The organism is Nocardia jinanensis, from assembly GCF_014645735.1.
In the GTDB taxonomy this organism is placed as follows: Bacteria; Actinomycetota; Actinomycetes; order Mycobacteriales; family Mycobacteriaceae; genus Nocardia; species Nocardia jinanensis.
Genome location: NZ_BMMH01000002.1, coordinates 326,159 through 351,874 on the forward strand (window position 1 = coordinate 326,159; position 25,716 = coordinate 351,874).

The following is a 25,716-nucleotide window of genomic DNA, read 5'->3' on the forward strand; positions in this document are numbered from 1 at the left end:
TGACCCGGCCGGCCACACCGTAACGGCCGGGACACCGGTCATCCGACCGATGCGGTCACCACGACTGTGGCAATAGCTTTCTCCCTGTCAGTACACACCCGACAGGAGACGACCATGCTGCTCGAGAACAAAACCGCGATCATCTACGGCGCCGGGGGCGCCATCGGATCGGCACTCGCGACCGGATTCGCGGCGGAGGGCGCCAGTTGTCATCTGGTGGGCCGGACCGCGGCCACGCTCGACGCCACCGCCGAGAAGATCCGTGCCGACGGCGGGCGCGCCGAGACCGCCGTCGTGGACGCGCTCGACGCGGCCGCGGTGAACGATCACGCCGACGCCGTGGTGCGTGAGAGCGGCGGTATAGATATCTCGGTCAATGTGATCACCCAGGACGCGGTCTTCGGGTCACTGGTCGATATCTCGGTCCCCGATTTCGCGAATTCCATGGCCGAACTGATGACCTCGCAGCTCATCACGACCAAGGCCGCGGCTCGTCATATGATCGCCCGGGAATCCGGTGTGATCCTCTTCTTCGGCGGCTCCGACCATGCGAACAAGGTGCCCGGACTGGGCAATGTCCAGATCAGCTTCGACGCGGTGGAGGGTTTGCGGCGGCAGTGGGCCTGCGAGCTCGGGCCGCACGGTATCCGGGTGGTGACACTGCTGACGGGCGGCATCCCGGAGACATTTCCCGATATCCCGGAGACCGAGCCGGCCCGGCAGGGCATCATCGACGGCACGCTGCTCGGGCGGGCGGCGACTCTCTCCGATGTCGGCGATGTCGCCGCCTTCGTGGCCTCCGATCGGGCCAGGTCGATCACCGGCACCCAGATCAATATCTCCTGCGGTGCCTGCGGCGACTGATGCGACCGGCCGGTCCACGGCTCGCGTGGTGGACCGGCACGGCGGGTCGGCGACGGCGGGGCGAACGGTCCGGCCCACCCGCCGGTTTCGGCGGCCGGCAGCAGAAAGCCCGAATCGGCGGGGGTCGATGAGGCGGACCCGCCCGGCGAGCCGCTCGTTGACGATTTCCATTGTCGTTCCGCTGTACTGGGAGTGATTTCCGGATCAGCGACGGTCGAGTCCGGACAGCCGCCAGGCGAGCTTGTCGCGGACCAGCGATGTCTTGCCCGCCAGGCGCATGGCGATATTGCGCAGGGGGCGCACCGCGGCCGGCAGGGTCGCCAGCGAGGTGAGCCGACCGGCGATCGCGACCACGACCTCCGTACTGCGGCGCCGGGCCGCCGCATGCTCGTCGAGGAGTGCCTGCGGCTCGCCCCGCAGCACCCGCGACAGCGTCGTCGCGGCGGTAACCGCGTCCTCGATCCCGAGATTCATCCCCTGGCCACCGGCCGGCGAGTGCACATGGGCGGCGTCGCCGGCCAACAGGATCCGGCCGTCCCGGAAACTGTCGGCGATACGGTGGTGTACGCGGAAACGCGAACCCCACACCACTTCCTCGACCACCGCGGGCTGCGCCTTCGGACCGCGGTCGTCCAGCAGCCGCTGTATGAACGCGACGTCGGGTTCGTGCGGCGCCTCGTCGACGGTGGCCACGATCCGGTACATCCCGTCCGGGAGCGGCGCGACGACGACCAGGCCGGCCGGCGAGAAGTAGAGGATCACCTCGTCCTTCGGCACCCCACCGGAGACCCGGACATCGGCCAGGCTGAACGATTCGGCGTAGCTGCCGCCGGTGAAGCCGATACCGGCTTGTTCGCGCACCGTGCTGTGCAGACCGTCGGCGGCGATCAGGTAGCGGGCACGGATCTGCTCGCCGTCGGAGAGGGTCGCGGTGACGATATCGGAGTCCTGGACGACCGTGGTCACCTCGACGGGTCGCCGTACCGGTACGCCGAGTTCGGTCAGCCGTTCCAGGATGAATTTCTCGGTATCGGCCTGCGAGATCATCAGCGTGTAGGGGTAGGCGGTGGGCAGCTTGTCGAAGGGGACGGCGATCAGCACTTGGTCCCGGTCACGGATGGTGAATTCGGGGGTGTGCAGACCGCGGCCGACGAGCGGCGCGGTCACTCCGTAGGGCTCGAGCAGCTCGAGGGTATGGGGGTGCACGACCGCCGCCCGAGAGGTGTTCGCGCCGGCGGCCTGAGCGTCGACGATGACGACGTCGTGGCCGAGCTGGGTCAGCACTACAGCGGCGGTGAGACCGACCGGGCCCGCACCGACGATCAGGACATCTGCGATTTCGGTCGTCATTGTTCTACCTGCTCTCAGTAGGTCAACACTTGTTGGCATTGAGGTTACGACGGGGTCCTGGTGTTGTCAACAACCGTTGGCCTACAATTGTTGACATGAGAAGGTCATCGTCGGAAACGAAAGCAGTCATCCTCACCGCGGCGCGGGAACGCTTCGCCGCCGACGGGTACGACCGGGCCACGATCCGATCCATCGCCGCCGACGCCGAGATCGACCCGGCCATGGTGATGCGGTACTACGGCAACAAGGAGCGACTGTTCGCGGCGGCGACGGAATTCGACCTGCGGCTACCGGATCTCACCGCGGTACCGCGCGACCGGATCGGCCCGGCCCTGGTCGCGCATTTTCTCGACCGCTGGGAACGCGACGAATCACTGTTGATCCTGCTACGCGCGGGGGTGACCAACGCGGCGGTGGCCGACAAAATGCGCTCGATCTTCGCCGCGCAGCTGGCGCCGGTGGTCGCGAAGACCGGCAACGATCCCCACGAGGGACCACTGCGTGCCGGCTTGGCGGCCTCCCAGATCCTGGGTATGGCGCTGTGCCGATTCGTCCTGGCGTTTCCGCCGGTGGCGGCGATGACCGGGCCGGAGGTCATCGCCTGGCTGGGACCGACGATTCAGCGGTACCTCACCGGCCCGGCGCCGGAGGTCTCGGCGGCGCGGTGACCTCCGATCCACGATCGGAGTACGGCGACTGCGGTGCGGACCCGCCGTCCCGGTGTCGATACCGGGCCGGTACCGCCGCGGCGATTCTGCTGATCCGCGCCTGATACCGCTCCACGAACGGCAGCACCTGCTGGGCGATGGCCTTGTTGTACTCCGACGGCCGTTGCCGTGGATTCGCGTGACCGGTTCCTCGCGGCTTCACTACGAGCAGGTTGCCGTCGACACCACCGACATTGTCGATCAGCACCTGCTGGGTGTGCGCGACATCCACGACCCGATCCCGGCTCGCGGTGTGCGGGCGGATGAAGACGATCGCCGGCCGCGGTTTACCGTGCGCGGGCCGGGAAACCGCACGCAGATTATCGGTGGCGCCACCGGCGACGATCGCCAGGAACTGCGACTCGATCAGGCCGTTACTGGCGGCGTCGGCGTTGAAGATCTTGTCCCGCAGAACCTGACCCACGGCCGACCGGAAATCTCCGAATCGGATACCCGGTACACCGCTGTGGTCCAGGAAACTGTCACGACGCGCGTAGGTCTCCACCGCGGTACGCAATCCGCGGCTCTCCCGCGCCCCGGGCAACCAGCCCATCCAGCGCACCATGTCCTCGCCCAGGCCGCGGCTCTCGGGTCGTACCGAATCGAGGTCCAGCGGTGTGCAGTCGAGCAGGACCCCCACCAATCTGCGATCACTGCCGATATGGATGTGCTGGGCGACCTCGAGTGCGATCACGCCGCCCATACTGTGCCCGGTCAGCACGATATTGCGCACCCCGGACATCACCGCGGCACGAATGATCAGATCCGCGATCACCTCGGTATCGATACCGCGATTGTCGTAGCGGATCGCCCAGACGGCCCCCATCTCCCGCAATGCCGGGAGCGAGGCGGCCGTATCGCTGGCGTTGAGATTGCCCAGACCCACCAGATCGACCACGGCGCTGTCCCGTTTCTCCGGGTGGGCCGGTTCGGCGATCGGCAGCAACGCCGGCTCGGTCAGCGCGAGGCGATCGCGCTCCGGCTCGACATCGCGATCCCAGTACTGCGCGAACGCGACCAGGATGATCATCAACAGTGCGGCTACCCGAATCAACGCCAGTCTGGTGTGGCGCAACGTCTTCCATCCGTGACCGGGCCGCGTCTCGCGCAACCTGGCCCGGCGACGTTCGTCACTCCAGTCAGCGACGGTGGACGGATGCCATTCGTCAACCGGCGGCATGCCTCCACTGTATGTGCACGCGGCAGCGCGTCCCGGGGAGCGCGGCGGTGAGAATTACCGCACGGCCGCGATTCAGTCCGTGCGGACCCCGTCCACCAGCAGTCTCCGGATGGCCCGGTTGAGCGCGGCGATGGCTTCCTCGTCCGGATCGCGCAACCCGTGGACCACCCCGGCGAGCAACATCCCGGTCACCGCGCGAGCGGTGTTCAGTGTGTCGAGGTCCGCGCGCAGATAACCCAATTCGACGCCGTGCTCCAGGTATCCGGCGGTCAGGGTGTCCGCGGTATCGAGCAGCCCGTAGAGGCGCTGGGTGAGTTCGTCGTCGATTCCGGTCGCGTGGAACAGCAGCAGTTGCGCCACACGCCGGTCCTCGATGAGGATCCGGGTGAGGGCGACACCGATGCGGTCGATCTGCGCCCGGTAATGATCCAGCGTGGTCGCGGCGTCGGGTGCGTTGTCCGTTCCCAGGGCGTCGATGATCCGGGCGGCCAGATCGTCGATCACATGGTCGATGATGTCGCGCTTATTGCTGAAGTAGCGGTAGAAGGTGCCGTGACCGATACCGAGCTGGGTCGCGATATCGGCGATCCCGGTCGCGTGGTAGCCCTTCTCGGCGAAACAGACGAACGCGGTATCGATGATTTCCTGGCGCAGCTCCGCCTTCCGGCGTTCGGCCCGCGTCGATGGCTCCGTCACGCCACCGATGATACTGTCATCACAAACGGAATGATATGTCATTCTGTGATGAGTCGTTCAGCGGAACAGCAGGAGGTTCGGCGTGGCACCTCGATACGACGCGGTCGTGGTCGGTGCGGGATTCGGCGGTATGGGGGCGGGTATCCAGCTCGACCGTCTCGGCCTACACGATTACGTGATCCTCGAGCGCGAATCCGATCTCGGGGGTACCTGGCACGTCAACCGCTACCCCGGCCTGGCCGTCGATATCGCCTCGGTGACCTACTCCTACTCCTTCGAGCCCAACCCGAACTGGTCGCGCCTGTTCGCACCGGGTGAGGAACTGAAGAAATACGCCGACCACGTCGCCGACAAGTACGGTCTACGCGAGCGGATGCGCTTCGGTACCTCCGTCGACAGCGCCCGCTGGGATGCCGAGCAGCAATACTGGGTGGTCTCGATCGCCGGTGGCGAAACGGTCACCGCCCGGTACCTGCTGACCGCGACCGGCTTCCTCTCCCAGCCCTACACCCCGCCGTTCCCCGGTATCGACACCTTCGCCGGCAAGATCATCCACACCACGGCCTGGGACGATACCTACGATCTCACCGACCGCCGGGTCGCGATCATCGGCACCGGCGCCACCAGTGTCCAACTCGTGCCCGAGGTCGCCGCTCGGGCCCGGGAACTCACCGTCTTCCAGCGCACCCCGATCTGGGTGGTCCCCAAGGTCGATATGCCGATCCCACCCGCGATCCAGCGGCTGTTCGCCCGGGTCCCGGTCACCCAGAAGGCCGCCCGGCTGGCCAACACCACCGCGCTGGAAGCACTCATGGTCATCGGCGTCCTGCACTACAGACAGGCCAAACCGTTGAACAAGGCGGCGGCCCTGCTCGCCAGAGCACACCTGCGCGCGCAGGTCCGCGATAAGCACACCCGTGAACAACTGACCCCCGACTACGATTTCGGCTGCAAACGCCCGACCTTCTCCAACCACTATTTCGCGACCTTCAACCAGTCGCACGTCCAGCTGGAGACCAGCGGGATCGAACGGATCGAACCGGACGGGATCGTCACCGCCGCGGGTACGAAGACCGAGATCGACACTCTCGTCCTGGCCACCGGGTTCAACCTGTGGGATGTGAACTTCCCGGCCATCGAGATCATCGGCCGCGACGGCGTGGACCTCGGGAAATTCTGGCGGGACAACCGCTTCCAGGCCTACGAGGGGATCACGGTGCCGAAGTTCCCCAATTTCCTCAGCCTCAACAGCCCCTACTCGTACAGCGGTCTGTCCTATTTCACCACCATCGAGGCGCAGATGAAGCATATGGGCCGGCTGTTCGGGGAACTGGCCCGGCGCGGCGAGACCACCTTCGAGGTCAGCGCCCGCGCGAACACCGAATTCCTCGACCGGGTGACCGCCAAACTGGGCTCCTCGGTGTTCTACGGCGGCGACTGCGCCACCGCGCGCAGCTATTACTTCAACCAGCACGGTGAAGCGGCGCTACTGCGCCCGACCAGCACGGTCAACGCCCACCGCGAGGCGGTGCGGTTCCCGTTGGACGACTATTGTTACGGCCGGATCGCGTGAGCCGGATCCGTTCTCGGCCCCTGGGCCTGCCCTATCTCCGGATTCGTATCGGCGTTTGCGCTCCGGGATCCCGATAATTCGGCCAGTTCTCGGTTGAAGGCGTTCATCAGCTCGGCCCGCCGGACCATTGCACCCTTCGCGGCGCGGCCGGCGGTCGCCACTACCGCTGCTTCGAACTCGCGTGGCGACAGGTGCGCGATCGCCTCCGAGAAGACGAGATCACACAATGCGGCGTTACCGTCGACCTCTACCGTGACCGCACCGTCGGATGAGGTCTCTCGTACGCGGATGGCGACGAGCGCCTCGCTCAGATCACGTATCGCGTTCAACTGACGGCTCGCCCGCAGTTCGAGGGCGTCCATCGCTGCGTTCATCGGCCCTTCACCTCAGATCGACCGCAGCCAGCTCTGCGGTTCGTATTCGTATTCGGCTTGCTCGAGATACTCCTCATGCGCAATGTCCTCCTGCGTGGGAAGTCCTGTCAGAGCCAGTATTTCACTGCTCATACCCGCGGCCTCCAACTCTCGCCGCCGGGCCAGGCCCGCGCGGCCGGATGATCGTTTGCACAACCGCAGGATCTCGGCCGCGAGTTCAGCCGGAGGCCGGCCCAGTTCAGCCGGTAGGATATCTATCTTCGTCGGCAAACCCTGCTCGGTGGTCTCCACTGAGATCGAACCGCTTCTCGACGCAGCTGTCGCCATGGCACCTCGTCCGCTCGTTGTTCCCCGGAGACGCTCGTTGTTCCCCGGAGAAATGATACGGCGAAGAAGTGCGACGCCGCTGCCACGAGCAGACCGGGCAGTGCATGTATCAACCACCGATGCACTGTGAGCGATCCAGCATTGCTCGTTGATCATTATGAATTCACGCAGAGCCGGGGCCGTCTCGGGACTAGATCACCCCTTGCGCCCGCGCACGTCGTATTGTTGCTCGTCGAGCCAAACTCGGTCGCGGTCACAAACCTGGGCGCACCGTGGGTTCGGGCGATGACCCCGCTAGTCGCGGTAGTCGCCGCGGCTGACCTGTGTGACAGCGACCGGAGCCGTTCGCTGTCACCACCGCGCACCCCGCCACACGGCGACGGCCACCGCGGCATCACGAATGCCGGGCCGGCGCCGGTCGATTCCCGCTGTCCAAAGGAAGAACGTGTCCAGAGTTTCCACCCGTATCCTGGTCCTGCTGTTGACCCTCGTCTCGGTCGGGATTCTCAGCGGTGGCGCCAACGCCGAACCGCTCTATCCTCAACCGGACCCGGACCCCTTCTACACCGCACCCCCCGACCTCGACGCACTACAACCCGGCGATGTGGTGCGCACCCGCAAGATCGATACCGGCGTCTACGTGGGCACCGAAGGCTGGCAGGTAGCCTTCCGCTCCACCAACTCCCTCGGTAACCCGATCATGGGCATGACCACGGTGCTGCTGCCCGGAGGTGTGAAGAATCCACCGCTGGTCTCCTATCAGGCCCTGATCAATTCGCTCGGCACCCGTTGCAATCCTTCGCGGTCGCTGTTCAACGGTGAACTGCAGGACGCGGTCGGGGCGATGCTGCCGATCGGGCGCGGCTGGGCCATTTCGGTGCCCGACTATCTCGGACCGAATGTCGCCTACGCCGCAGGCCGGCTCAGTGGCATGGTCACCCTCGACAGTGTCCGTGCGGTACAGCGGGTCGCCGAATTAGGTCTCGCGGAGTCCCCTGTGGCACTGGCCGGTTATTCCGGTGGCGGGCTGGCCACCGGATGGGCCGCGGCTCTACATCCCACCTACGCACCCGAACTGAAGATCGCCGGAGTTGCCGCGGGCGGTATCCCGGCCGATCTGGAGCAGATGGCGTTGGGTCTCGGGTTCGCACCGCACCCGGGCTTCGGCCTCGCCTTCGCCGCGGCCATGGGTCTGGAGCGGGAGTATCCGGACCGGCTGCCGATTTCGGAGCAGCTCAACGAGAACGGCCTGTGGTTCCGGGAGTTCACCCATGACGCGTGCCGCCGGTTCCTGCTCTTCCACGGCGCTTTCCGCAGTGCGGATCAGATGGCCGCGTCCAAGAATCTGATGAACAGTCCCGAAGCGCATCAGGTCCTGTGGGAGAACAGCCTGCGTTACTTCGACGGTGTACCGACGGCTCCGACCTACCTCTGGCACGGCCGCTACGACACCCTCACACCCTACGACGGGGTCGCTGAATTCGCCGACCGCTACTGCCGCGCGGGCGCACCGGTGAAACTCACCACCTACGACATCGCCGAACATATGACCGCGGCAGCCGCGGGTTTCGCCGATGCCTGGAATTTCGTGGAAGCCAGGTTCCGTGGTGAACCGGTACCACGCGGCTGCTGAGAAGCGGCCACGCCGATGACCCGCGGCCCGTTCGGTGACTCCACCGAACGGGCAAGGCCGGGCCGGCGGATTCATCCGCCGGTATCGCGTTCCACCAGTCGGGGACGGTCCGGATAGCCGGCAATCGAATACCGGGTCGCGAGCAGGCGTAGTCCGGCCAGATCCGTCACGTCGGCCATCACCTCGGTATCGAGGTCGAGAATGAAATGGCCGGGCCGTACGAAACGGGCCGATCGCCCGAGGTCACCGTCGGAGTGCTCGACGGCGACGACGCCCGATACCGCGGTGATCCGGCCGTCCTGGTCGTATTCGATCTGCACGCGCACAGGTCCCCCTCATACGGATATCGGACTGGACCAGGCTATGTAGAAGTAGTAGTAGACGGGATCTCCCCCGCCGCTGTTGTGTATCTCGAAATGGGTCTCGTCGTGCCCGCCGCGATAATGAGTGATATTCCGGACGGCTATCTCGGCGCCGCTGTCACAGAAAGCGGAGAACCGGTAGAGCCGGTTCTCCCGGCCCCATTCGCCACCGGCCGCCCACCAGTGGTCGGTATCCCCCGGTGCCAGCGGCCCACCGAAATTGCAGAACGAGCCAACCCAGTTCAAGGGAACAACCTGCATCATCGGGCCTCCCTGAAATGATCCTCGAAAGCGCCGCCACCTCGCGCGGATGGAATTCACGGTCGAACCGTCCGTAGCCATTATCGCCGCGCGGGCGGTACCTGTCACGACCGGAATCGGTACGGATCACCGACCGTGCCGGTCCGCGGTGTGGTCCCGCAGCGACCGCAACGCCGCATCCACCGCGTGCTCGGCGTCGCGGCTGCCGTGCAGTGCGACACCGCGCTCCCCCGGCTGCAACGGTTCGAGGGCGGCGAGCTGAGAATCCAGCAGCGCGGACGGCATGAAATGCTGCGCCCGGCCCGCAATCCGCTCCAGCAGATCATCCCGGTCGGCGGTCAGCAGCAGGAAATAGGTGCCGGGCGCTCGGTCCCGCAGCAAGTCGCGGTAGCGGCGCTTGAGGGCGGAGCAGGCGATCACACCGCCGGTCCCCGCTGCCGCGCGGGTCCGCAGCCAGTCTCCGACCGAGGCGAGCCACGGCTCCCTGTCGCTGTCGTCCAGTGGGACTCCGGAGGCCATCTTGGCGATATTGGCCCGGGGGTGGAGATCATCGGCGTCGGCGAAGGGAACCCCGAGGCGCAGGGCCAGTAACCGGGCGGTGGTGGTCTTACCGGTACCCGATACGCCCATCACCACAACGCACGGGACACCGGAACGGGCCGGGATATCCGCCGATTCCACGACTGTCATCGACTCCCATCGATCTCGGTGGGCCCGGGCGACGCCGCCTCGCTGATACCGCCGGCCACCCACCGGACGGCCGGTCCGGGCTGCGGCGAGCGGCCGTGTGGGGCGCCTGTACCACCGGATATCACCAGGCCGGTGATCATCGCAGCACCGCTTCGGCGGATCTCCGAAGTCCGGTCCGGCCGGGGATGTTCCAGGTGCCCGGACAGGGTCGACCGACCGGCTGTCGAGATCTGCATTCTCCCGCCTCCCGGCGCGTTCGGGCGATCGCGGTTCGATGAGCGACTTCAACGTAACAGCAGGTCCGGGTGCTGTCACGACCGTGGCCGTGACGAGACAGGCCGCGGCCCGGCAGCGGCCTTACTTTCGGTTCACTGAGCGCGCGCACTTTCCCGCCCCCGGCCGGTTCGATCGGAGGAGGGAGCCGGTAGCCCAGCACGTGTCCACCGGTCCGAGCGTCGGCGACACCGAATCTCCGGCACACTCCGGACGACCGTCCGCGGTCCGCGCGGCCCCGGCGCCGAGCGGCACGAGTTGCCGGGCACCGATAACCGGCGCCGCCTTCACAGCGATTTCACGAACGCCGAAACCATTGACACAAAGGCTTATTCGCCGTACCCCACCGTTTCGTTCACCGAATTCGTGCCCCACGCACCGGACCCGGCGAGGACAGAGCGGCTGGACAATGGTTCAATTCCGGGCGTACACCCGGAATGCAGGAGGAAATCGGATGGCAGTGCGTTACGCGCAAAGAGAACAGACCAAACTCGTCAACCGGGTGAAAAAACTTCTCGCCCAAGGTAAATCGCTCAACGCGGCGTGCACCCAGGTCTCCGAACGGGAAGGCGGTCTTCCCGCCACGAATACGCTCGCCAATTGGGTGCGAGCAGCCGGGCTCCCCGAAAGCGCCCCGCCCGCCGACGAGACGCCGGCGCCCACGAAGCCCCGGCGCCGCACACGCGCTGCCGGCAAGCCGACCGATGAACCCGCGCCCGCGGCGGAAATCGCCGAAGCGATTGTCGCCGACGACGTTGTGGAGAGTTCCCTCGCCGACGACGTGTTGGCCGAATCCACCGAGCCGGCACCGGAGACCACTGCCGAACCGACGGCCGAACTGGTCCGGGTGCGGCCCGCGGGTACCGCGCTGGATGCCACCGGCGGAATCGATGATCTGCTCGACGAGAACCACCGGCTGCGCACCGCGTTGAACGAGGCCAACCGGGAAATCCGCGCCATGCGCGACCTTCTCGTCGTGTACGCCAGCCGATAGGCCCGGCGCCCGGGGGGCGGGCGGAGTTTCTGTCCCGCGGTGTGGGAGACGGTCGTGTGACAGCGACCGCCTCCCGCACGCGGAAATACCCTGATGATCGACCTGCGCGGTGCGGACCGTGTGCGACGCCGCGGACCCGGCCCTTCGCCCCGCCGAACACCAGGACCGGCCGGCCGAGCATGGGCAGGTATCCGGTGCCGTCCGCATCGGCGTAGGGCTCACCGACGAGGTCCGGATTCGCGGCTACGATCCCGCTGACGAGGAAGGCCGAGACATTCAGGCTCCTTCCTCCAGTGTTCGTGGCACGGATTTTTCCGGTGTTCGCGGCGCGGGCGAGCGTCCCGTGTGCCGTCGCGGCACACCTGCATACTGGACGTCATGTCGTGGACCGGGCTCGTCGAAGCGGTGCTCGACCTGCGTGTGACGACCACAGCCGCGACCTTCGTATTCGTCGCCGTCACCGCGGCGGGCCTGACCACCCTGGCGATACGGCGGCAGCAACGCTGGTTGCTCGCCGGGCTCGCCACGGTGGTGGCGGCGGCCGCGGTATCGGTGGCGCTGGCCGCGGTACTCGTCGAGAAGGTGTGGCGGCCTTTTCCCGACCCCCTTCCCGTGACCGTCTACGTCTGGTCGGGGCTGGCGGTGCTCGCGGTCGCGCTGATCATCGGCCGCTGGTTCGTCCGCCGGCGGGAGCGGTCGCGGCCGCTCGTCGCCACCGGGCTCGTCGCGGCCGCGACAGCGGTTGTCCTCTGCGCCGCCGGTGGGATCAACGCGGTGTTCGACGCGTACCCGACGGTACGTGCCACTCTCGGTATCGATGATTACCGTACGGTGCCGTTCGATGCCGCGCTGGCACCCCGGCCGGGATCCGGCGGCCGGGCACCGATGGGTGGCTGGGTGCCTCCCGACGATATGCCCCGGACCGGTGCGGTGACGAAGGCCGCCGTACCGGGTAGCGTCTCCCGGTTCTCCGCGCGTGAGGCGCGAATCTATCTACCCCCGGCGTATTTCACCGACCCGCGGCCCGACCTACCCGTGCTGGTCCTGCTCGCCGGACAGCCCGGCAGTACCGACGACTGGCTCGTGGGCGGCAGGCTCACCGGCATCATGGACGCCTACGCTGCCGAACACCGGGGATTGGCGCCGATCGTCGTCCTCGCCGACGGCACCGGCAGCCGGTTGGCCAACCCGCTGTGTGTCGACTCGCATCTCGGAAACGCCGCGACCTACCTGACCGTCGATGTACCGCAGTGGGTCCGCGCACACCTGCAGGTGGATCCGGATCCGCGAGCGTGGGCAGTGGGCGGGTTGTCCTACGGCGGCACGTGCTCCCTGCAATTGGCGACCACCCGGCCCGACGTCTACCCCACCTTCCTCGATATGTCGGGGCAGGCCGAACCCACGCTCGGCGATCGCAGCACGACGCTCCGCGATGCTTTCGGCGGCGACGCCGAGGCCTTCGCCCGTAACAATCCGGCCGACCTGCTGGCCCGTAACCATTACCCCGATTCGGCCGGTGCGTTCGTCGTCGGTCTCGGCGACCGCGAATACCGCGCCGGGCTCGAGCGGCTGGCCGCCGCGGCGCGGGCCGCGGGAATGGATGTCCACGTCACCGAACTGCCCGGCGGGCACAGTTTCGCCGTGTGGTCGGCCGGTCTCGAGAAGGAGCTGCCGTGGCTCGGCCACCGACTCGGCCTCGACGCATGATGACCACCCGGATCGGCTCGGGCGTCTCGCGCGCACCCGTGGCCCTCGGATTGCTGGCCGTGATCTGGATCCTCGCCCTGGTCACCGGCGCGTGGGCCAAGGGGCCGTCGCGCGAGTTGTCGGCGAATATCGCGCTCGGTGTTCCCACTTTCGCCGAGGGACAGGTATGGACGCTGTGGACCTCGGGCTTGTTCGCCTCCGGGTTCGGCAACTACGTGCTGGCGAGCGTATTCGTCCTCGCGATCGCGGTGCCGGTCGAACATCGCATCGGCAGCCGGCGGTTCGCGCTCGCGGTGGTGGTATCCCAAGGCGCCGGCGCCGCGCTGGCGCTCGCGGCGGCCGAGCTCGCATCGGCGGTGCCGAACTCCTGGGGTCTGGAACTGCACGGGCATCTGACCGTGGATCCGCTGTCCTGGGTCCTGGGCGCGTTGCTCGCCGCCACCGCGGCGATGCACACCCTGTGGCGCCGCCGCCTGCGCACACTGCTGCTGGTGATCCTGGTGACCACCGCACTGTTCGCCGGGCATCTGCAGGATGTGACACGACTGTGCGTCGCTGTGGTGGGCCTGCTGATCGGGCCGGTTCTGTTCGGGCGGGCCGCGCGCAGCCCGGTGCTCGGCGGGACGATCCGGGAACGCCGCACTCTCGTCGCTCTCGTCGTCGCGGCCAGCGTGCTGGGCCCGGTCTTCGCGGCGTTCTCCCCCCATGCCATCGGCCCGCTGTCCTCGCTGCGTGAACTGTTCGATCAGGTGCCCTACAGCCCGCGCGAGCTCGTCGACGTATGCGCCGATCCGGCCCTGCACGACGAGTGCCGGAAAGGACAGCAGGCACTGCGTCTCTCCGGTATCGGACCGCTGATCATGAACCTCATGCCGTCGGTGGTGCTACTCGTCGCCGCCGAGGGACTGCGCCGCGGCCGGCGAGCAGCCTGGCTACTCGCGGTGGGCGGACATATCGCCCTCATCGGGATCGCCGCCGTCAGCGTGATCGTCCGGACCGTCCAACAGGACGAGGCGCGCTGGGTGCTCTACGGCATCCATCGCCACAGCTCGGTGTACCGGGATTTCGCTCCGCTGCTGGCATTGCTCGCGGTGCTCGTATTGTTGCTGGCCACTCGGCGACTGTTCGATGTGCGCGCTTCGCGCGGGACGTACCGCCGGGTGTGGCTGGGAACTCTCGGGGCAGCCGGTCTCGCACTCGTGCTCTATTCGGTACTGGGGACCCTGCTCGCCGACGGATTCGATCGTGACCCCGGTATCGGCACCCTGCTGCGCGACGCACCGCTGCGGCTGCTTCCGCCGGTGTATCTCCAGCTCTTCGAACCACCCGTACTACCGCTGAGCCCCGCCGCGACCGTGCTCTTCGAATGGGTCGGGGTGCTCGTGTGGACGACATTGTGCCTGTTGTTGCTGCGCAGCTTCCTCGCCCCACCGGCCGGATACGATCTCGGCGGCGAGCGCCGGGTGCGGGAATTGTTGCACACCCCCGGCGGCAGTTCGCTGTCGTGGATGAGCACCTGGGCCGGGAACAGATACTGGTTCTCCGCCGACGGGCGGCACGCCGTGGCGTACCGAGTGCACTCCGGTGTCGCCCTGACCACGACGGATCCGATCGGTGAGCATGCCGGTCTCGCCGGGGCGATCGACGAGTTCGCGCGCTGGTGCCTCGGCAACGGATGGACCCCGTGCTTCTACTCCGTGGGGTCCGATACCGCGGCAATCGCTCGCGAATACGGGTGGAGCTGCCTACAGGTAGCCGAGGAGACGATCGTCGAACTCGCGGACCTGGCCTTCAAAGGGAAGAAGTTCCAGGATGTCCGGACGGCCCTGAACCGTGCGGGTAAGGACGGGATCGAGGCCAGGTGGACGACATACACCGATGCCCCACTGTCGGTGACCGAACAGATCGTCGACATCTCCGAGGAATGGGCCGCCGACAAGGGCCTGCCGGAGATGGGTTTCACCCTCGGTGGGCTCGCCGAACTGCACGACCCCGAGGTCCGGTTGCTGCTGGCGGTCGACCGCGACGAGCACGTCCATGCCGTCACCTCGTGGATGCCCGTGTACCGGGACGGCACGCTCATCGGGCTGACACTGGATTTCATGCGGCGCCGTTCCGATGGATTCCGGGCGGCGATGGAGTTCCTCATCGCCTCGGCGGCGCTGTCCGCGCGGGAGGAGGGGCTCGAATTCCTCAGTCTGTCCGGGGCGCCGCTGGCCGGCGCCGAGTCCGGTGAGTCCGGACTCGATCGCGGCGCGCTCGACACGTTGCTCGATCTGCTGGGTCGGACTCTCGAACCGGTCTACGGTTTCCGGTCACTGCTCGCGTTCAAGGCGAAGTTCCAGCCCCGGCACCGGCCCATGTACATGCTCTTCCCCGATGCCGCGGCCCTGCCGACCATCGGAATCGCAGTAGGCCGCGCGTACTTACCACACCTGTCGCTGGAGGAGAGCGGACAGCTGCTCACTCAGCTGCTGCGCCGCTGAATCCGGAAACCAACGGCATCCTGTCCTCGCCTCCCCGTAGGCCGATCGCGCGGGAACGACGAACCGGTCGGTATGATTCAACGGCCGTCGGCCAGTGTGAGCCGACCTCGTGAGAGGACCCGAAATGGCGGGACGGATATGACGGGGCTACCCCGTTACGCACCCATGCTGGCGATGGCCGGCGCCCTTCCCGACGACGATTCCCGATGGGACTACGAAGTCAAGTTCGACGGGATCCGGGCGGTGGGCTATGCCGGGCAACGGCTGCGCTTGCTGTCGCGCAACGGCAAGGACATCACCGCGGCATGGCCCGAACTCGCCGATCTCGCCCCGGCCGAACCGCCCTACGTGGTCGACGGCGAGATCGTCACCTTCGATACCGGCGGGCGGACCTCGTTCGAAGCCCTGCAACCGCGGATGCATCAGCGCCACCCGAGCACGATTCGTGAACTCGCGAAGTCGGTTCCCGCCGTGTACATGATCTTCGATCTCCTCCATGTCGGCGATCGTCCGCTGCTCGGTCTGCCGTACCGGCAGCGGCGTGAGCTCCTCGAACAACTGGATCTCCGGGGGCCTCACTGGCAGGTGCCGCCGCGCTTGCGTGGATCCGGCACGAATGTGCTCGCGGCGTCGGAGAAGCTGGGGCTGGAGGGCATCATCTGCAAACGCATCGACAGCCCGTATCTGCCCGGTCGGCGCAGTTCGCTGTGGACCAAGGTCAAGAACGTACGCGACCGGGAAGTGGTGATCGTCGGCTGGCGGCCGGGAGCAGGACGCCGCGCCGGAAGTATCGGCTCGCTGCTGATGGCCGTCCACGACGAAACCGGAGAGCTGGTCTATATCGGCAACGTCGGTACCGGATTCACCCGCAGATCCCTCGACGACCTCTGGGCACGATTGCAACCATTGCGGCGCCCGGAGCCGGCCGTCGAAGCCCGGATCCCGGACGCCACCTGGGTCGAACCCGAACTCGTCGGCGAAGTCTCCTACACCGAATGGACCGGCGACGGCAGGCTCCGTCATCCCTCGTGGCGGGGTCTGCGCTTCGACAGATCTCCGGGCGAGGTCACCCGGGACCCGCGCTCCTGATACAGCGCCCACCGGCAGCGGCAGCCCGACCTGCCGCTCGACCGCACGCCGGATCCACGACTAACCGGACGGACTCAGCGACGCAGTGCCGTCTCCTGCTCGATCCGCGCGAGCTCGACCGGGTTACGCACCGCGTACAACCCGGTGATCAGCCCGTCGTCGATACGCACCGCCACGATGGTGTCGACCTGGGCCGCGCTGACCCTCGCGGAGGAGGGCACGCAAATCGCCGATGCCCAGCCGGGCGTATCGGACGAGACCTGGGCCCGGATCCGCGAGCACTACGACGACGATCAGATCGCCGCACGGCGTATGTGGTCGCCATGATCAACGCGGCCAATCGCCTCGGGGTGATCCTGCATCAGAAGGGCGGGTCCTACGAGGCCGGGATGTTCGCCGCGATGGCGACCTGATCGGTTACCGCGCCTCGTCCCGCCCGGTGGCCGTGCGCCGCCGCCCGGGGCGGGGCCACCTCCGCCGGCGGCCCGGCGCCGATCGCGGGCGGTCTCGCGCTGCTGCCGGTCACCGGTGTTCACCGCTCCACGATTGATCGCGCCGGGCCGGCGGCGGCGATGCCGTCCCAGGCATTCATCGCGTTGTCGACCACCCGCTGCGCGTCCGCGCGCGAGCACCCGTCGCGGGTGCGGATCGCCAGACCGTGCAGGACGGTCAGATAGAACGAGGCGACGGACTCGATATCGGCACCGGCTGGCATATCGCCGTCGGCGATACCGCGCTCGAGCCGCGCGCGCAGTTCCGCCCGATCTGTGGCGCGCATCTCCGCCAGTAGGTCCCGGACGTGCGTATTGTCCGGGGTCACATTGGTCGCCGCGAGGACGACCATGCAGCCGAGCGGCGTCGCCGGGTCGAGGTTGGCGTCCACCCGTTCCCGCAGCATCGCTTCGACCGCTTCCCGCGCGGTGCGCTCCCGGTCCATGGGGCGCGGTGTCACGCTTCCGTAGAGGGCGACGGCTTCGCGGAAGAGTTGCTCCTTGGAACCGAAGGCGGTGTAGAGGCTGCGGGCACCGATACCCATCGCGGTGGTGAGCTCGCTGACCGATACGCCCTCGTACCCGTGCTCCCAGAACAGATGCATGGCGGCCCGCAGCGCGGAGTCCCGATCGAAGCCCCGCGGGCGACCCGGTCCCGGCATCACACCTCCACTCTGCGCCGTTGACATCCACATGCTATCCACGGTAACTATTTGTGCAGTGATCACTGCACAAATAGTGGGAGATGAAATGGGTATCGAAGGAAAAGTTGCGCTGATTACGGGCGGGAGCCGCGGCATCGGCGCCGCGATAGCGCGGCGGCTGGCCGCCGACGGCGCGGATATCGCACTGACCTACAACGCCTCGGCCGAACGCGCCGCGGAGGTGGTGTCACGAATCCGCGAAACCGGCCGGCGCGCACTGGCCGTGCACGCACCGGCCGCGGATCCGGGGGCCGTCCCCGCCGCTGTGGACCGGACGGTGGCCGAATTCGGCCGGTTGGACATCCTGGTGAACAACGCGGGCATCTTTCCCTACGGCACGATCGACGAACTGACCATGGAGCAGTTCGACGAGACCATGAATCTGCACGTCCGAGCCGCGTTCGCCGCCGCCCGCGCCGCGAGCCCACATCTGGGCGACGGCGGACGGATCATCAGCATCGGGAGCAATCTCGCCGAACGGGCGACCCGGCCGGGGCTGAGCCTCTACTCGATGAGCAAGGCGGCGCTGATCGGTCTCACCAAGGGACTGGCCCGCGATCTGGGCCCGCGCGGTGTCACGGTGAATGTCGTGCAACCGGGTTCGACCGATACCGAGATGAACCCCGCCGACAGCGCCCCCGCCGATGCCCAGCGTGCGGCCACGGCCCTGGGCCGGTACGCGGCGGCGACCGAGATCGCCGCCGCTGTCGCCTATCTCGCCGGCGAGGGTGGAAATTTCGTGACCGGTAGCACGCTCACGGTCGACGGCGGCGCGAACGCGTAGGACGCGGCGGCGGCGGGGCCCGGAGATATTCCGAGCCCGGGCCGCGACCCGCCGAATCCGCTCGGCCGGTCGGCGACGCTGCCCACGGCCGCGGGGCGGTGCGACCGGTGGACCCCGCCGCCGATACAGACTTCGGTACGCCGGCCTGCTCGCACTCGGGTAATCCGCGGCCCGCCGTCTCGGCGCCGATGTGGCCCGGCCGCGGGGCCTGCCTTCACAACTCCGCGTCCGCCTGTTCCTCTATCCGGCCCAGCGCCTGATAGATCTCGCTCTCCAGGGCGAGCAGTTCGATATCCCCTTTGCGACGCGGCCGGGGGACATCGATCGGGAATTCCCGGTGCACCCGGCCGGGACGCGGTGACAGCAGGATCACCCGGTCGGCCAGGTACACCGCCTCCCCCACATCGTGAGTGACGAAGACGACCGTCCGGCGCCGGCTCTCCCACAGCGCCAGTAGATCTCGCTGCAGCTGGATCCGGGTGAGATGGTCGACCGCACCGAACGGTTCGTCCATGAGCAGAACCGCGGGTTCGGTGGCCAGGGTCCGCGCGATTCCGGCCCGCTGCCGCATCCCGCCGGAGAGCTGATGCGGGTACTTGCGTTCGAAACCGGCCAGCCCGACCTGGGTCAGGTATTCCGCCGCGGCCGCTCGCCGTTCGGCCCGGGGCACACCGCGGAACTCCAGGCCGATCTCGACATTGCGCGCCACGGTCCGCCATGGATACAGCGAGGCGTCCTGGAACACGACGCCGATCCGGCTGTTCGTCCCGGCGACCGGTACGCCCTCGAACAACACCTCGCCCTCGGTCTTGTCCTGCAGCCCCGACAGGATGTCGAGCAGAGTGCTCTTCCCGCATCCACTGGGACCGAGCAGGACGACGAAATCGCCCTCGCCGATGGACAGGTCGATTCCGTCGAGCGCCCGCACCGGCGGATCGGTGGGGAATTCCTTGCCCAGACCGCGTACTTCGAAGGTTGCCACGGACCTACCTCGCTGATCGTGTCGTGCTGTCGCGCTGCCCGCAGGGTCAGCGCGCGGGCCGCGGGTAGGTGAAATCCTTCACGTACTCCTGCGGGATGAACTGCGTATCGATGTATTTGCCGGCGTCGTAGGGCCCGTCCTGCAAACCCATTTCGATTTCGATGTCCTGGGTGTCGCGGATCGCGACCGGATCGACGGCCGGGTTGTTGTCCCAGATATCGTCTTCCTGCCGTAGTGCGAGTTCGACCGCCTTCGGATCGATGGTGCCGAGTTTCGATTTCAGCCACGGCAGGTACTCGTCGTAGTGCTCTTTGGCGTAGGTGTAGGCCTTGAAGTACGCGCGCAGGCTCCGGCGCAGCAGGTCCGGATCGTTGTCGATCACATTGTTTCCGGCGATGAGGACGCCGGTGTGGTAGGTCGGCAGGTAATCCCAGCCGCGGGCCAGGGTCACCGATTTGCCCTGTAGTTCGCCCAGCGCGGGGAAGGGCTGGTGGATGATCGTAGCGTCCACCTGACCGCTGGTGAGGGTGCCGTACGCCTGCTCGTTCACGCCGTTGGCGATGAAGCTGACATCGTCGGGATCGACACCGTTGGCGCTGAGGATCTTGCGCGTGTAGGTCTCCATACTGCTACCGGCCGTGGCGATACCGATCGTCTTTCCGCGCAGGTCGGCGAAGGATTTGATACCCGGACGCGCGATGAGGAAGAACGGTCCCTTGCTCCGGAACGCGGAACTGACGATCTTGATCGGCGCACCTTTCTCGGCCCCGCGCAGATAGTTGCTGGTCGGACCGAAGGCGAGCGTCAGCTCCCCGGTCGCGACACCGGTCACCGCATCCTGGACCTGGGTGAACTTCACGTCGAGGTCCTCCTCGTCGAAGAAGCCCTTCTCGACACCGAAGCGAATCGGCAACTGCGTGTAGGACGTACTGTCCTGCAGAGTGAGAACGCTGCGGCCGTCGCTCGACGAACCGCTGTCACCCGCGAGGGATTCGACGGTGCCGGAGCAGCCGGTGGCCGCCAGGGCCAGCGCCAGCGCACCGGCGAAAACGGCCAGAGATCTCTTCTTGAACACACTCGTTCCTTCGAAAATGGGAATGATCGGCGATACCGGCTATCCGGCGTACTTCCAGCGGAGGAAAACTTTCTTCTCCAGCAGGTTCACCGCCGCGATGATGAGAACCGAGAACACCGTGATGGACAGGACAAGCGCGAACAGGGTCGCGGTGTCGTAGACGCCGATGGCGCGGTTGAGCATATTGCCCAGTCCCGCCTTGGACGCGATGATCTCCGCGAACAGGGCCGCCACCAAGGCGGTTCCCGCCTCGATCCGCAATGCGGCGACGATGCTCGGCGAGGCGGACGGCAGGATCACCTTGACGATCGTCTGCCACCGGGATGCCCCGTTCGCGCGAGCGACCTTGAGATGGCTCTCCTGGACCTGTTTGATCCCGGCGATGGTGTTGAAGACGAACAGGAAGTAGCCGAAGAGAAAGACGATCACGATCTTGTGGTTGACGCCCACACCGAGGTACAGCGTGAGCAGCGGGATGATGGTGACCTTCGGTACGGCCATGGCCCCGCCCACGAACGGGTTGAGGAACCGCTCGGCGGTGCGCGAGAGCCCCATATAGATTCCGGTCGCCACACCGAACACGAATGCCAGGGCCGTGCCGACGACGGCTTCGTACAGCGTGATCAGGAGATTGCCGAAGAGGTGTTCCTCGGTGATCAGCCGCGGGAACACGCCGAGCACCTGGGTCGGCGAGGCCAGATAGATCGACTCCACCCGCCCGGAATCCACCAGCCACTGCAGGATCGACAGCACGATAACCACGACAGCGAGCTGACCGGCGGTAATTGCGAGATTCTTCGGGGACAACGCCGCGCGCGATCGCCACCCCCGGGGCTCCTTGCGGGGCCGCGGTGCCGTGGGGCGAACGACTACTGCCTCGGCTTGGTCGAGAGCCACCGTCACTGTCCTTTCAGTTCGGTTCCGCCTATGAGCGGGCGCTGGTCGAGATGACGGTTGCCCGGACGCTCGAGGCTCAGGTGATCCCGGAACGTCGTGCCCGCGTACTCGGTGCGGAACAGCCCGCGCCGCTGTAGTTCGGGCACCACCAGATCGGTGAACGCCTGCACCGAACCCGGTACGAAATCGGGGAAGATGTTGAAACCGTCGGCGGCGCCCTCTTCGAACCAGCGCTGGATATGGTCGGCCACCTCGATCGGATTGCCGACCACGGTGCGGGTGCCGACCGTGATGCCGTTGATCAGATCGAAATAGGTGATCGGCTCGGCACCCTCGACCGTCCGCCGCGTGGTCTCGGTGATACCCGTGAAGACCTTGCGGCCCGCCGGAGCGGCGGCGTCGAACACTTTCCGGGGCACCGCATCGTCCACGCCGTAACCGGTCACGTCCACCTCGAGCACCTGCGCGACCGAGGCGAGATTGCGTTTGAGCCCCTGCCCTAGACCCCCGAATCGCACCGAATCGACCGTTTCGTTCGCGGGATCCAGGGGCACGAGCGAATTCAGCCGGTCGTAGATCTGCACCGCCTCCGCGGTGGTGGGCGCCACGACCACGCTCAGACCGGGCAGGATCTGGATCTCGTCGGCGGTGCGGCCGTACCGTGCCGCCCGTGCTTTCACATCGGCGTAGTACTCCTTGGCCGATGCCAGATCCGGTTGCCCGGCGAAGATCACATCGGCCTCGCGGGCGCCCAGTTCGCGTGAACGATCCGAGGTACCCGCGTGCAACAGGATGACCTGCCCCTGCGGCGGTCGCGCGACATTCAATGGCCCCTTGACCGAGAAATGCTCTCCCACATGGTCGATGGTGTGCAGTTTCGACTCGTCGATATAGCGCCCACCGGCCTTGTCCCGGAGGAACGCATCGTCTTCCCAGCTGTCCCACAGATCGCGCACTACCGCGACGAACTCGTCCGCCCAGTCGTAGCGTTTCTCGGTATCCCAGTGGTCGTCCCGGCTGAAGTTGTAAGCCGCGGCGCCGTCGGCCCCGGTGACCAGGTTCCACGCCGCCCGCCCGCGGCTGAGGTGGTCCAGCGAGGCGGTGAGCCGGGCGACGGTGTAGGGGTCGTAGTAAGTCGGGTTCGCGGTGACCGCGATACCGATATACGAGGTCGCGGCCGCGATGGCCGCGGCGACGGTGAACGGTTCCATCCGCGACATCTGGGCCGGATTGGTCTTGGCCAGCGAGGGGTCGGTGGCCAAGCGGTCGCCGAGGAAGAGGAAATCGAACTTCGCCGCCTCCACCAGTTGTGTCACCTGCTGGATGAATTCGATATCGAACGCGCCGTCGGACCTGGCTCCCGGGTATCGCCACCCGGCGGTATGGGTACCGGTGGCCCAGAACATGAGTCCCAGATGCAGTTCTCTACGTTTTCCGGACAAGGGTCACTGCCTTCCCGTGCGGGTGTTGTCGCGGGCCCAGCGGTTGTCCGGCCGGCTCAGCTCGAGATGATCGCGCAGGGTACGGCCGGTGTACTCGGAGCGGAACAGCCCACGCCGCTGTAGTTCGGGCACCACGAGACGGACGAAGGTCTCGAATTGTTCGGTGAGGAACGCCGATTGGATATTGAACCCGTCGGAGGCATCGGATTCGAACCAGGCCTGGATGTAGTCGGCGATATCCTCGGGACCGCCGACCACCACGTGACCACCCACGATATGGGTGTTGAGCAGATCGCGGACCGTCAGCGGATCGGCGCCGCCCACTGCGCGCCCGGTCCGGGCCGCGGTGGTGTTCAACAGGGCCCGGCCCGCCGGCGCGAACCGCGCGGCCGTCGCCTCGTCCAGCGGTTCCGCGAGGTCCCGCGCGGTCAGGTCCACACCCACCCGCTGCGACAGCGCTCCCAGATTGCGCAGCCCCGGCCCCTGCGCCTCGCGCGGCGCGGCGCTGCCCGCACCCCACTGTTCGGGCTCACGCCCGCCGTAGCGGATATCGTCGTCGAGCACGAGCAGCTCGTTGAGCCTGTCGTACAGTGCGCGGGCGGCCTGCCGCGTATCGGCCACGATGGGGGTCAGGCCGGGCAGAATCGCGATCGCCGATCGCGCCCGGCCGAATCCGGCCGCGCGCCGCCGGATCTCCTCGGCATAGGCCTTGCCCTGCTCGATGGTCGCGGCGGCGGCGAAGATGACGTCCGCCTCGCGCGCCCCGAGATCACGGGAACGCTCCGAGGTTCCCGCGTGCAGGACGACCGGCTGCCCCTGCGGGGGCCGGGCCATGTTCAGCGGGCCACGGATGTGGAACGCCCGCCCGCGATGGTTCACCGGATGAATACGGTCGGCGACGACGAATTCGCCGGTCTCGGCATTGCGCACGAAGGCGCCGTCCTCCCAGCTGTCCCACAGATCGCGGACCACGTCGACGAATTCGTCGGCCCGGTCGTACCGCGCCGACGCGTCACCGTGTTCGGTCCGGGTGTAGTTGGCCGCGGCCCGATGGTCGGCGCCGGTGACGATGTTCCACGAAGCCCGCCCGGCCGAAATGTGATCGAGCGAGGCCGTCAGCCGGGCCAGGTTGAACGGTTCGTAATACGTGGGATTCGCGGTTACCACGATCCCGATCCGGCTGGTCGCCGTGGCGATAAAACTCGCCGCCGTGAACGGTTCGATGCGCGCCAATACCGAAGTATTGGTGAACTGGTATTCCGGCCCCGTGGCGAGCCGGTCGCCGAAGAAGAAGAAATCGAACTTCGCGGATTCGGCGAGCTGTGCCAGCTCGGTGAGGTAGCCCGCGTCGAAGCCCCGGTCGTGGACGGCCTCGGGTAACCGCCAGCCCGCCGGATGGGTACCGTTCGACCAGTACATATAGCCGAGGTGCAGTTGCCGGTCGGCTCCGGAATCGTCGGACATATCCGCCTCTGCGTGGATCGAAGGATGGATGATGCTCAGCCGCGCGAGGCAGGACCGGTGACCTGCCCCGGTGCCCCGCTCAGATCACCGGCGAACAGGGTGGTGAGTTCGGCGAATTCGGCCGGGGTGGGCCGCCAGCGGGAGGCCGCCAGGTTGTTGTCGAGCTGGTCGGGTTCGGTCACTCCGGCGATCACGCTGGACACTGATTCATGGGCGAGCAGCCATCCGAAGGCCAGCGCGGTCGGGGTGATACCGCGTACCCGGGCGAACTCGGTATAGCGTTCGAGCGCTTCCCACGGCGCGGCGTCGAGCAGGTGTTTCTTGAGGTTGGTGATCTTGCGGCCGGCCGGAACGGAATCGCGCCGGTATTTCCCGGTGAGCAGTCCGTTCTGCAGCGGGAAGTACGGGAAGAAACCCAGTCCGTAGGCGTCCAGCGCCGGAATCAGCTCCCGGGCCGGCTCGCGCCAGAGCAGGTTGTACTCGTTGGTCGCCGAAATGAATCGGGTGTGGCCGTGGATCCGGGCCACGTATTCGGCGTCGGCGATCTGCCAGCCGGCGAAGTTCGAGTTGCCGAGGTAGCGGATCTTTCCCTCGCGCACCAGATCGTCGAGTACCGAGAGGGTTTCCTCGATCGGAGTGACCGGGTCGGGGGTGTGGATCTGGTACAGGTCGATCCAGTCGGTACGCAGGCGGCGCAGCGAGGCCTCGACCGCGAGCCGGATGTAACGGCGCGAGCCGCGCACCCCCCAATCAGGGCCGTTCAGTCCGGCCAGGCCGATACCGAATTTCGTCCCGATGACCACCTGGTCGCGCCGGTTGCCCAGCGCTTCACCCAGCATGGTCTCGCTCTGTCCCGGTCGATCGCCGTAGACATCGGCGATATCGAAATAGGTGATGCCCAGATCGAGCGCCCGCCCGACGATCCGATCGACCGATTCCTGGGTGTCGGCGATCATCCCGGTCCGCCCGAAGGTACTGGCCCCGATCCCGACCTCCGACACCACCAGTCCCGAGCGGCCGACGCTGCGGAATCCCTCCGGAAGCGCGCTACGCACCGGCGCGCCGGGCAGAGAGGTACTGGTGACGGCTGCGGTCATGGTCTTCTTTCCCACGATCCGGGAGCACGGCCCGGCGGCCCGAGTGCTTATCCGGAACTGATTTTCGAACACCGTCACGCTAGAGAGCGCAGGCAACTTCGAGCAACACATCTCGTTCCACAAAGCGGAATAGTTGACGGAGGCGAAGATTCGTGCTTGCACAGGTAGAGGCGGTGCATACTCGAATCCGCTGATGTCCGGCAGCCCGCGGCAA

General features: G+C 67.0%; 24 protein-coding genes and 1 pseudogene. 10 read left to right on the forward strand and 15 right to left on the reverse strand.

Translation table 11 applies throughout. The features are described from left to right. The first annotated feature begins 114 nt into the window (after window positions 1-114). A complete protein-coding gene (locus IEY68_RS05955; protein WP_062997065.1) occupies window positions 115-864 on the forward strand; it encodes an SDR family NAD(P)-dependent oxidoreductase in 750 nt (249 codons plus the stop codon). A 204-nt stretch (window positions 865-1,068) separates the two neighbouring features. Here the strand turns inward: IEY68_RS05955 and IEY68_RS05960 are convergent, their stop codons facing one another. Continuing rightward, complete coding sequence (locus IEY68_RS05960; RefSeq protein WP_062997063.1) at window positions 1,069-2,214, reverse strand: FAD-dependent oxidoreductase; 1,146 nt, start codon at window positions 2,212-2,214, stop codon at window positions 1,069-1,071. A gap of 95 nt (window positions 2,215-2,309) precedes the next feature. Here IEY68_RS05960 and IEY68_RS05965 point away from each other — a divergent pair, with 95 nt between their 5' ends. Continuing rightward, window positions 2,310-2,882, forward strand: coding sequence for a TetR/AcrR family transcriptional regulator (locus IEY68_RS05965; protein ID WP_062997061.1), 573 nt, complete (start codon window positions 2,310-2,312; stop codon window positions 2,880-2,882). On the opposite strand, the gene IEY68_RS05970 is transcribed toward IEY68_RS05965, so the two are convergent. Together IEY68_RS05970 and IEY68_RS05975 are read right to left on the reverse strand one after the other, a co-directional pair. Beyond that, window positions 2,845-4,101: an alpha/beta fold hydrolase gene (locus IEY68_RS05970; protein ID WP_189094077.1), complete on the reverse strand. Its 1,257-nt coding sequence runs from the start codon at window positions 4,099-4,101 to the stop codon at window positions 2,845-2,847. The genes IEY68_RS05965 and IEY68_RS05970 overlap by 38 nt on opposite strands. A 72-nt stretch (window positions 4,102-4,173) precedes the next feature. Beyond that, window positions 4,174-4,839, reverse strand: a complete 666-nt coding sequence (locus IEY68_RS05975; protein ID WP_062997059.1) for a TetR/AcrR family transcriptional regulator — start codon at window positions 4,837-4,839, stop codon at window positions 4,174-4,176. 40 nt (window positions 4,840-4,879) lie between these two features. Between IEY68_RS05975 and IEY68_RS05980 the strand changes: the two genes are divergently transcribed. Further along, window positions 4,880-6,370, forward strand: a complete 1,491-nt coding sequence (locus IEY68_RS05980; protein WP_062997057.1) for a flavin-containing monooxygenase — start codon at window positions 4,880-4,882, stop codon at window positions 6,368-6,370. On the opposite strand, the gene IEY68_RS05985 is transcribed toward IEY68_RS05980, so the two are convergent. Next, window positions 6,352-6,744: a YbaB/EbfC family nucleoid-associated protein gene (locus IEY68_RS05985; RefSeq protein ID WP_063916225.1), complete on the reverse strand. Its 393-nt coding sequence runs from the start codon at window positions 6,742-6,744 to the stop codon at window positions 6,352-6,354. The two genes, IEY68_RS05980 and IEY68_RS05985, sit on opposite strands and share 19 nt — an antisense overlap. A 772-nt stretch (window positions 6,745-7,516) precedes the next feature. Here IEY68_RS05985 and IEY68_RS05995 point away from each other — a divergent pair. Continuing rightward, complete coding sequence (locus IEY68_RS05995; RefSeq protein WP_229718635.1) at window positions 7,517-8,704, forward strand: lipase family protein; 1,188 nt, start codon at window positions 7,517-7,519, stop codon at window positions 8,702-8,704. 71 nt (window positions 8,705-8,775) lie between these two features. Here IEY68_RS05995 and IEY68_RS06000 read toward each other — a convergent pair whose 3' ends face one another. The 3 genes from IEY68_RS06000 to IEY68_RS06010 all read right to left on the reverse strand — a co-directional run bounded on the left by IEY68_RS06000 (window position 8,776) and on the right by IEY68_RS06010 (window position 10,017). Then, window positions 8,776-9,030: a hypothetical protein gene (locus tag IEY68_RS06000; RefSeq protein ID WP_062997049.1), complete on the reverse strand. Its 255-nt coding sequence runs from the start codon at window positions 9,028-9,030 to the stop codon at window positions 8,776-8,778. A gap of 9 nt (window positions 9,031-9,039) precedes the next feature. Continuing rightward, window positions 9,040-9,330 (reverse strand): hypothetical protein, encoded by a 291-nt coding sequence (locus tag IEY68_RS06005; protein ID WP_062997048.1) that lies wholly within the window; start codon window positions 9,328-9,330, stop codon window positions 9,040-9,042. Window positions 9,331-9,453: 123 nt separating this feature from the next. Beyond that, a complete protein-coding gene (locus IEY68_RS06010; RefSeq protein WP_062997047.1) occupies window positions 9,454-10,017 on the reverse strand; it encodes a gluconokinase in 564 nt (187 codons plus the stop codon). A 727-nt stretch (window positions 10,018-10,744) separates the two neighbouring features. Here IEY68_RS06010 and IEY68_RS35985 point away from each other — a divergent pair. Next, on the forward strand, window positions 10,745-11,284 hold the full coding sequence (locus IEY68_RS35985; protein ID WP_229718636.1) for a hypothetical protein: 540 nt from the start codon (window positions 10,745-10,747) through the stop codon (window positions 11,282-11,284). A 139-nt stretch (window positions 11,285-11,423) separates the two neighbouring features. Here the strand turns inward: IEY68_RS35985 and IEY68_RS36715 are convergent. Next, window positions 11,424-11,594: pseudogene (locus IEY68_RS36715) on the reverse strand (DUF2000 family protein); the annotation flags it as partial. Window positions 11,595-11,662: 68 nt separating this feature from the next. On the opposite strand from IEY68_RS36715, the gene IEY68_RS06020 reads away from it, so the two are divergent. The 4 genes from IEY68_RS06020 to IEY68_RS37030 all read left to right on the forward strand — a co-directional run bounded on the left by IEY68_RS06020 (window position 11,663) and on the right by IEY68_RS37030 (window position 16,893). Next, window positions 11,663-12,991: an alpha/beta hydrolase gene (locus IEY68_RS06020; protein WP_062997248.1), complete on the forward strand. Its 1,329-nt coding sequence runs from the start codon at window positions 11,663-11,665 to the stop codon at window positions 12,989-12,991. Next, a complete protein-coding gene (locus IEY68_RS06025; protein ID WP_062997036.1) occupies window positions 12,991-15,477 on the forward strand; it encodes a DUF2156 domain-containing protein in 2,487 nt (828 codons plus the stop codon). The genes IEY68_RS06020 and IEY68_RS06025 overlap by 1 nt, the downstream gene beginning before the upstream one ends. A gap of 138 nt (window positions 15,478-15,615) precedes the next feature. Next, complete coding sequence (gene ligD / locus IEY68_RS06030) at window positions 15,616-16,566, forward strand: non-homologous end-joining DNA ligase (protein ID WP_062997034.1); 951 nt, start codon at window positions 15,616-15,618, stop codon at window positions 16,564-16,566. Between the two features lie 177 nt (window positions 16,567-16,743). Then, window positions 16,744-16,893 carry a carboxymuconolactone decarboxylase family protein gene (locus IEY68_RS37030; protein WP_229718637.1) on the forward strand — a complete coding sequence of 50 codons (150 nt, stop codon included), beginning with the start codon at window positions 16,744-16,746 and terminating at the stop codon, window positions 16,891-16,893. 205 nt (window positions 16,894-17,098) lie between these two features. Here the strand turns inward: IEY68_RS37030 and IEY68_RS06045 are convergent, their stop codons facing one another. Beyond that, window positions 17,099-17,719, reverse strand: a complete 621-nt coding sequence (locus tag IEY68_RS06045; RefSeq protein WP_062997032.1) for a TetR/AcrR family transcriptional regulator — start codon at window positions 17,717-17,719, stop codon at window positions 17,099-17,101. Window positions 17,720-17,807: 88 nt separating this feature from the next. Between IEY68_RS06045 and IEY68_RS06050 the strand changes: the two genes are divergently transcribed. Next, window positions 17,808-18,545 (forward strand): SDR family NAD(P)-dependent oxidoreductase, encoded by a 738-nt coding sequence (locus IEY68_RS06050; RefSeq protein ID WP_062997246.1) that lies wholly within the window; start codon window positions 17,808-17,810, stop codon window positions 18,543-18,545. 214 nt (window positions 18,546-18,759) lie between these two features. Here the strand turns inward: IEY68_RS06050 and IEY68_RS06055 are convergent, their stop codons facing one another. Genes IEY68_RS06055 through IEY68_RS06080 form a run of 6 tightly spaced genes read right to left on the reverse strand, consistent with a single transcriptional unit; the run spans window position 18,760 to window position 25,502 of the window. Next, a complete protein-coding gene (locus IEY68_RS06055; protein ID WP_062997030.1) occupies window positions 18,760-19,527 on the reverse strand; it encodes an ABC transporter ATP-binding protein in 768 nt (255 codons plus the stop codon). A gap of 46 nt (window positions 19,528-19,573) precedes the next feature. Further along, window positions 19,574-20,602: an ABC transporter substrate-binding protein gene (locus tag IEY68_RS06060; protein ID WP_062997028.1), complete on the reverse strand. Its 1,029-nt coding sequence runs from the start codon at window positions 20,600-20,602 to the stop codon at window positions 19,574-19,576. A gap of 39 nt (window positions 20,603-20,641) precedes the next feature. Next, window positions 20,642-21,499 carry an ABC transporter permease gene (locus IEY68_RS06065; protein WP_229718638.1) on the reverse strand — a complete coding sequence of 286 codons (858 nt, stop codon included), beginning with the start codon at window positions 21,497-21,499 and terminating at the stop codon, window positions 20,642-20,644. 2 nt (window positions 21,500-21,501) lie between these two features. Next, complete coding sequence (locus IEY68_RS06070) at window positions 21,502-22,941, reverse strand: NtaA/DmoA family FMN-dependent monooxygenase (RefSeq protein ID WP_229718639.1); 1,440 nt, start codon at window positions 22,939-22,941, stop codon at window positions 21,502-21,504. A gap of 3 nt (window positions 22,942-22,944) precedes the next feature. After that, window positions 22,945-24,405, reverse strand: a complete 1,461-nt coding sequence (locus tag IEY68_RS06075; RefSeq protein WP_062997024.1) for an NtaA/DmoA family FMN-dependent monooxygenase — start codon at window positions 24,403-24,405, stop codon at window positions 22,945-22,947. 35 nt (window positions 24,406-24,440) lie between these two features. Beyond that, window positions 24,441-25,502, reverse strand: coding sequence for an aldo/keto reductase (locus IEY68_RS06080; protein ID WP_189094079.1), 1,062 nt, complete (start codon window positions 25,500-25,502; stop codon window positions 24,441-24,443). Window positions 25,503-25,716 lie beyond the last annotated feature (214 nt).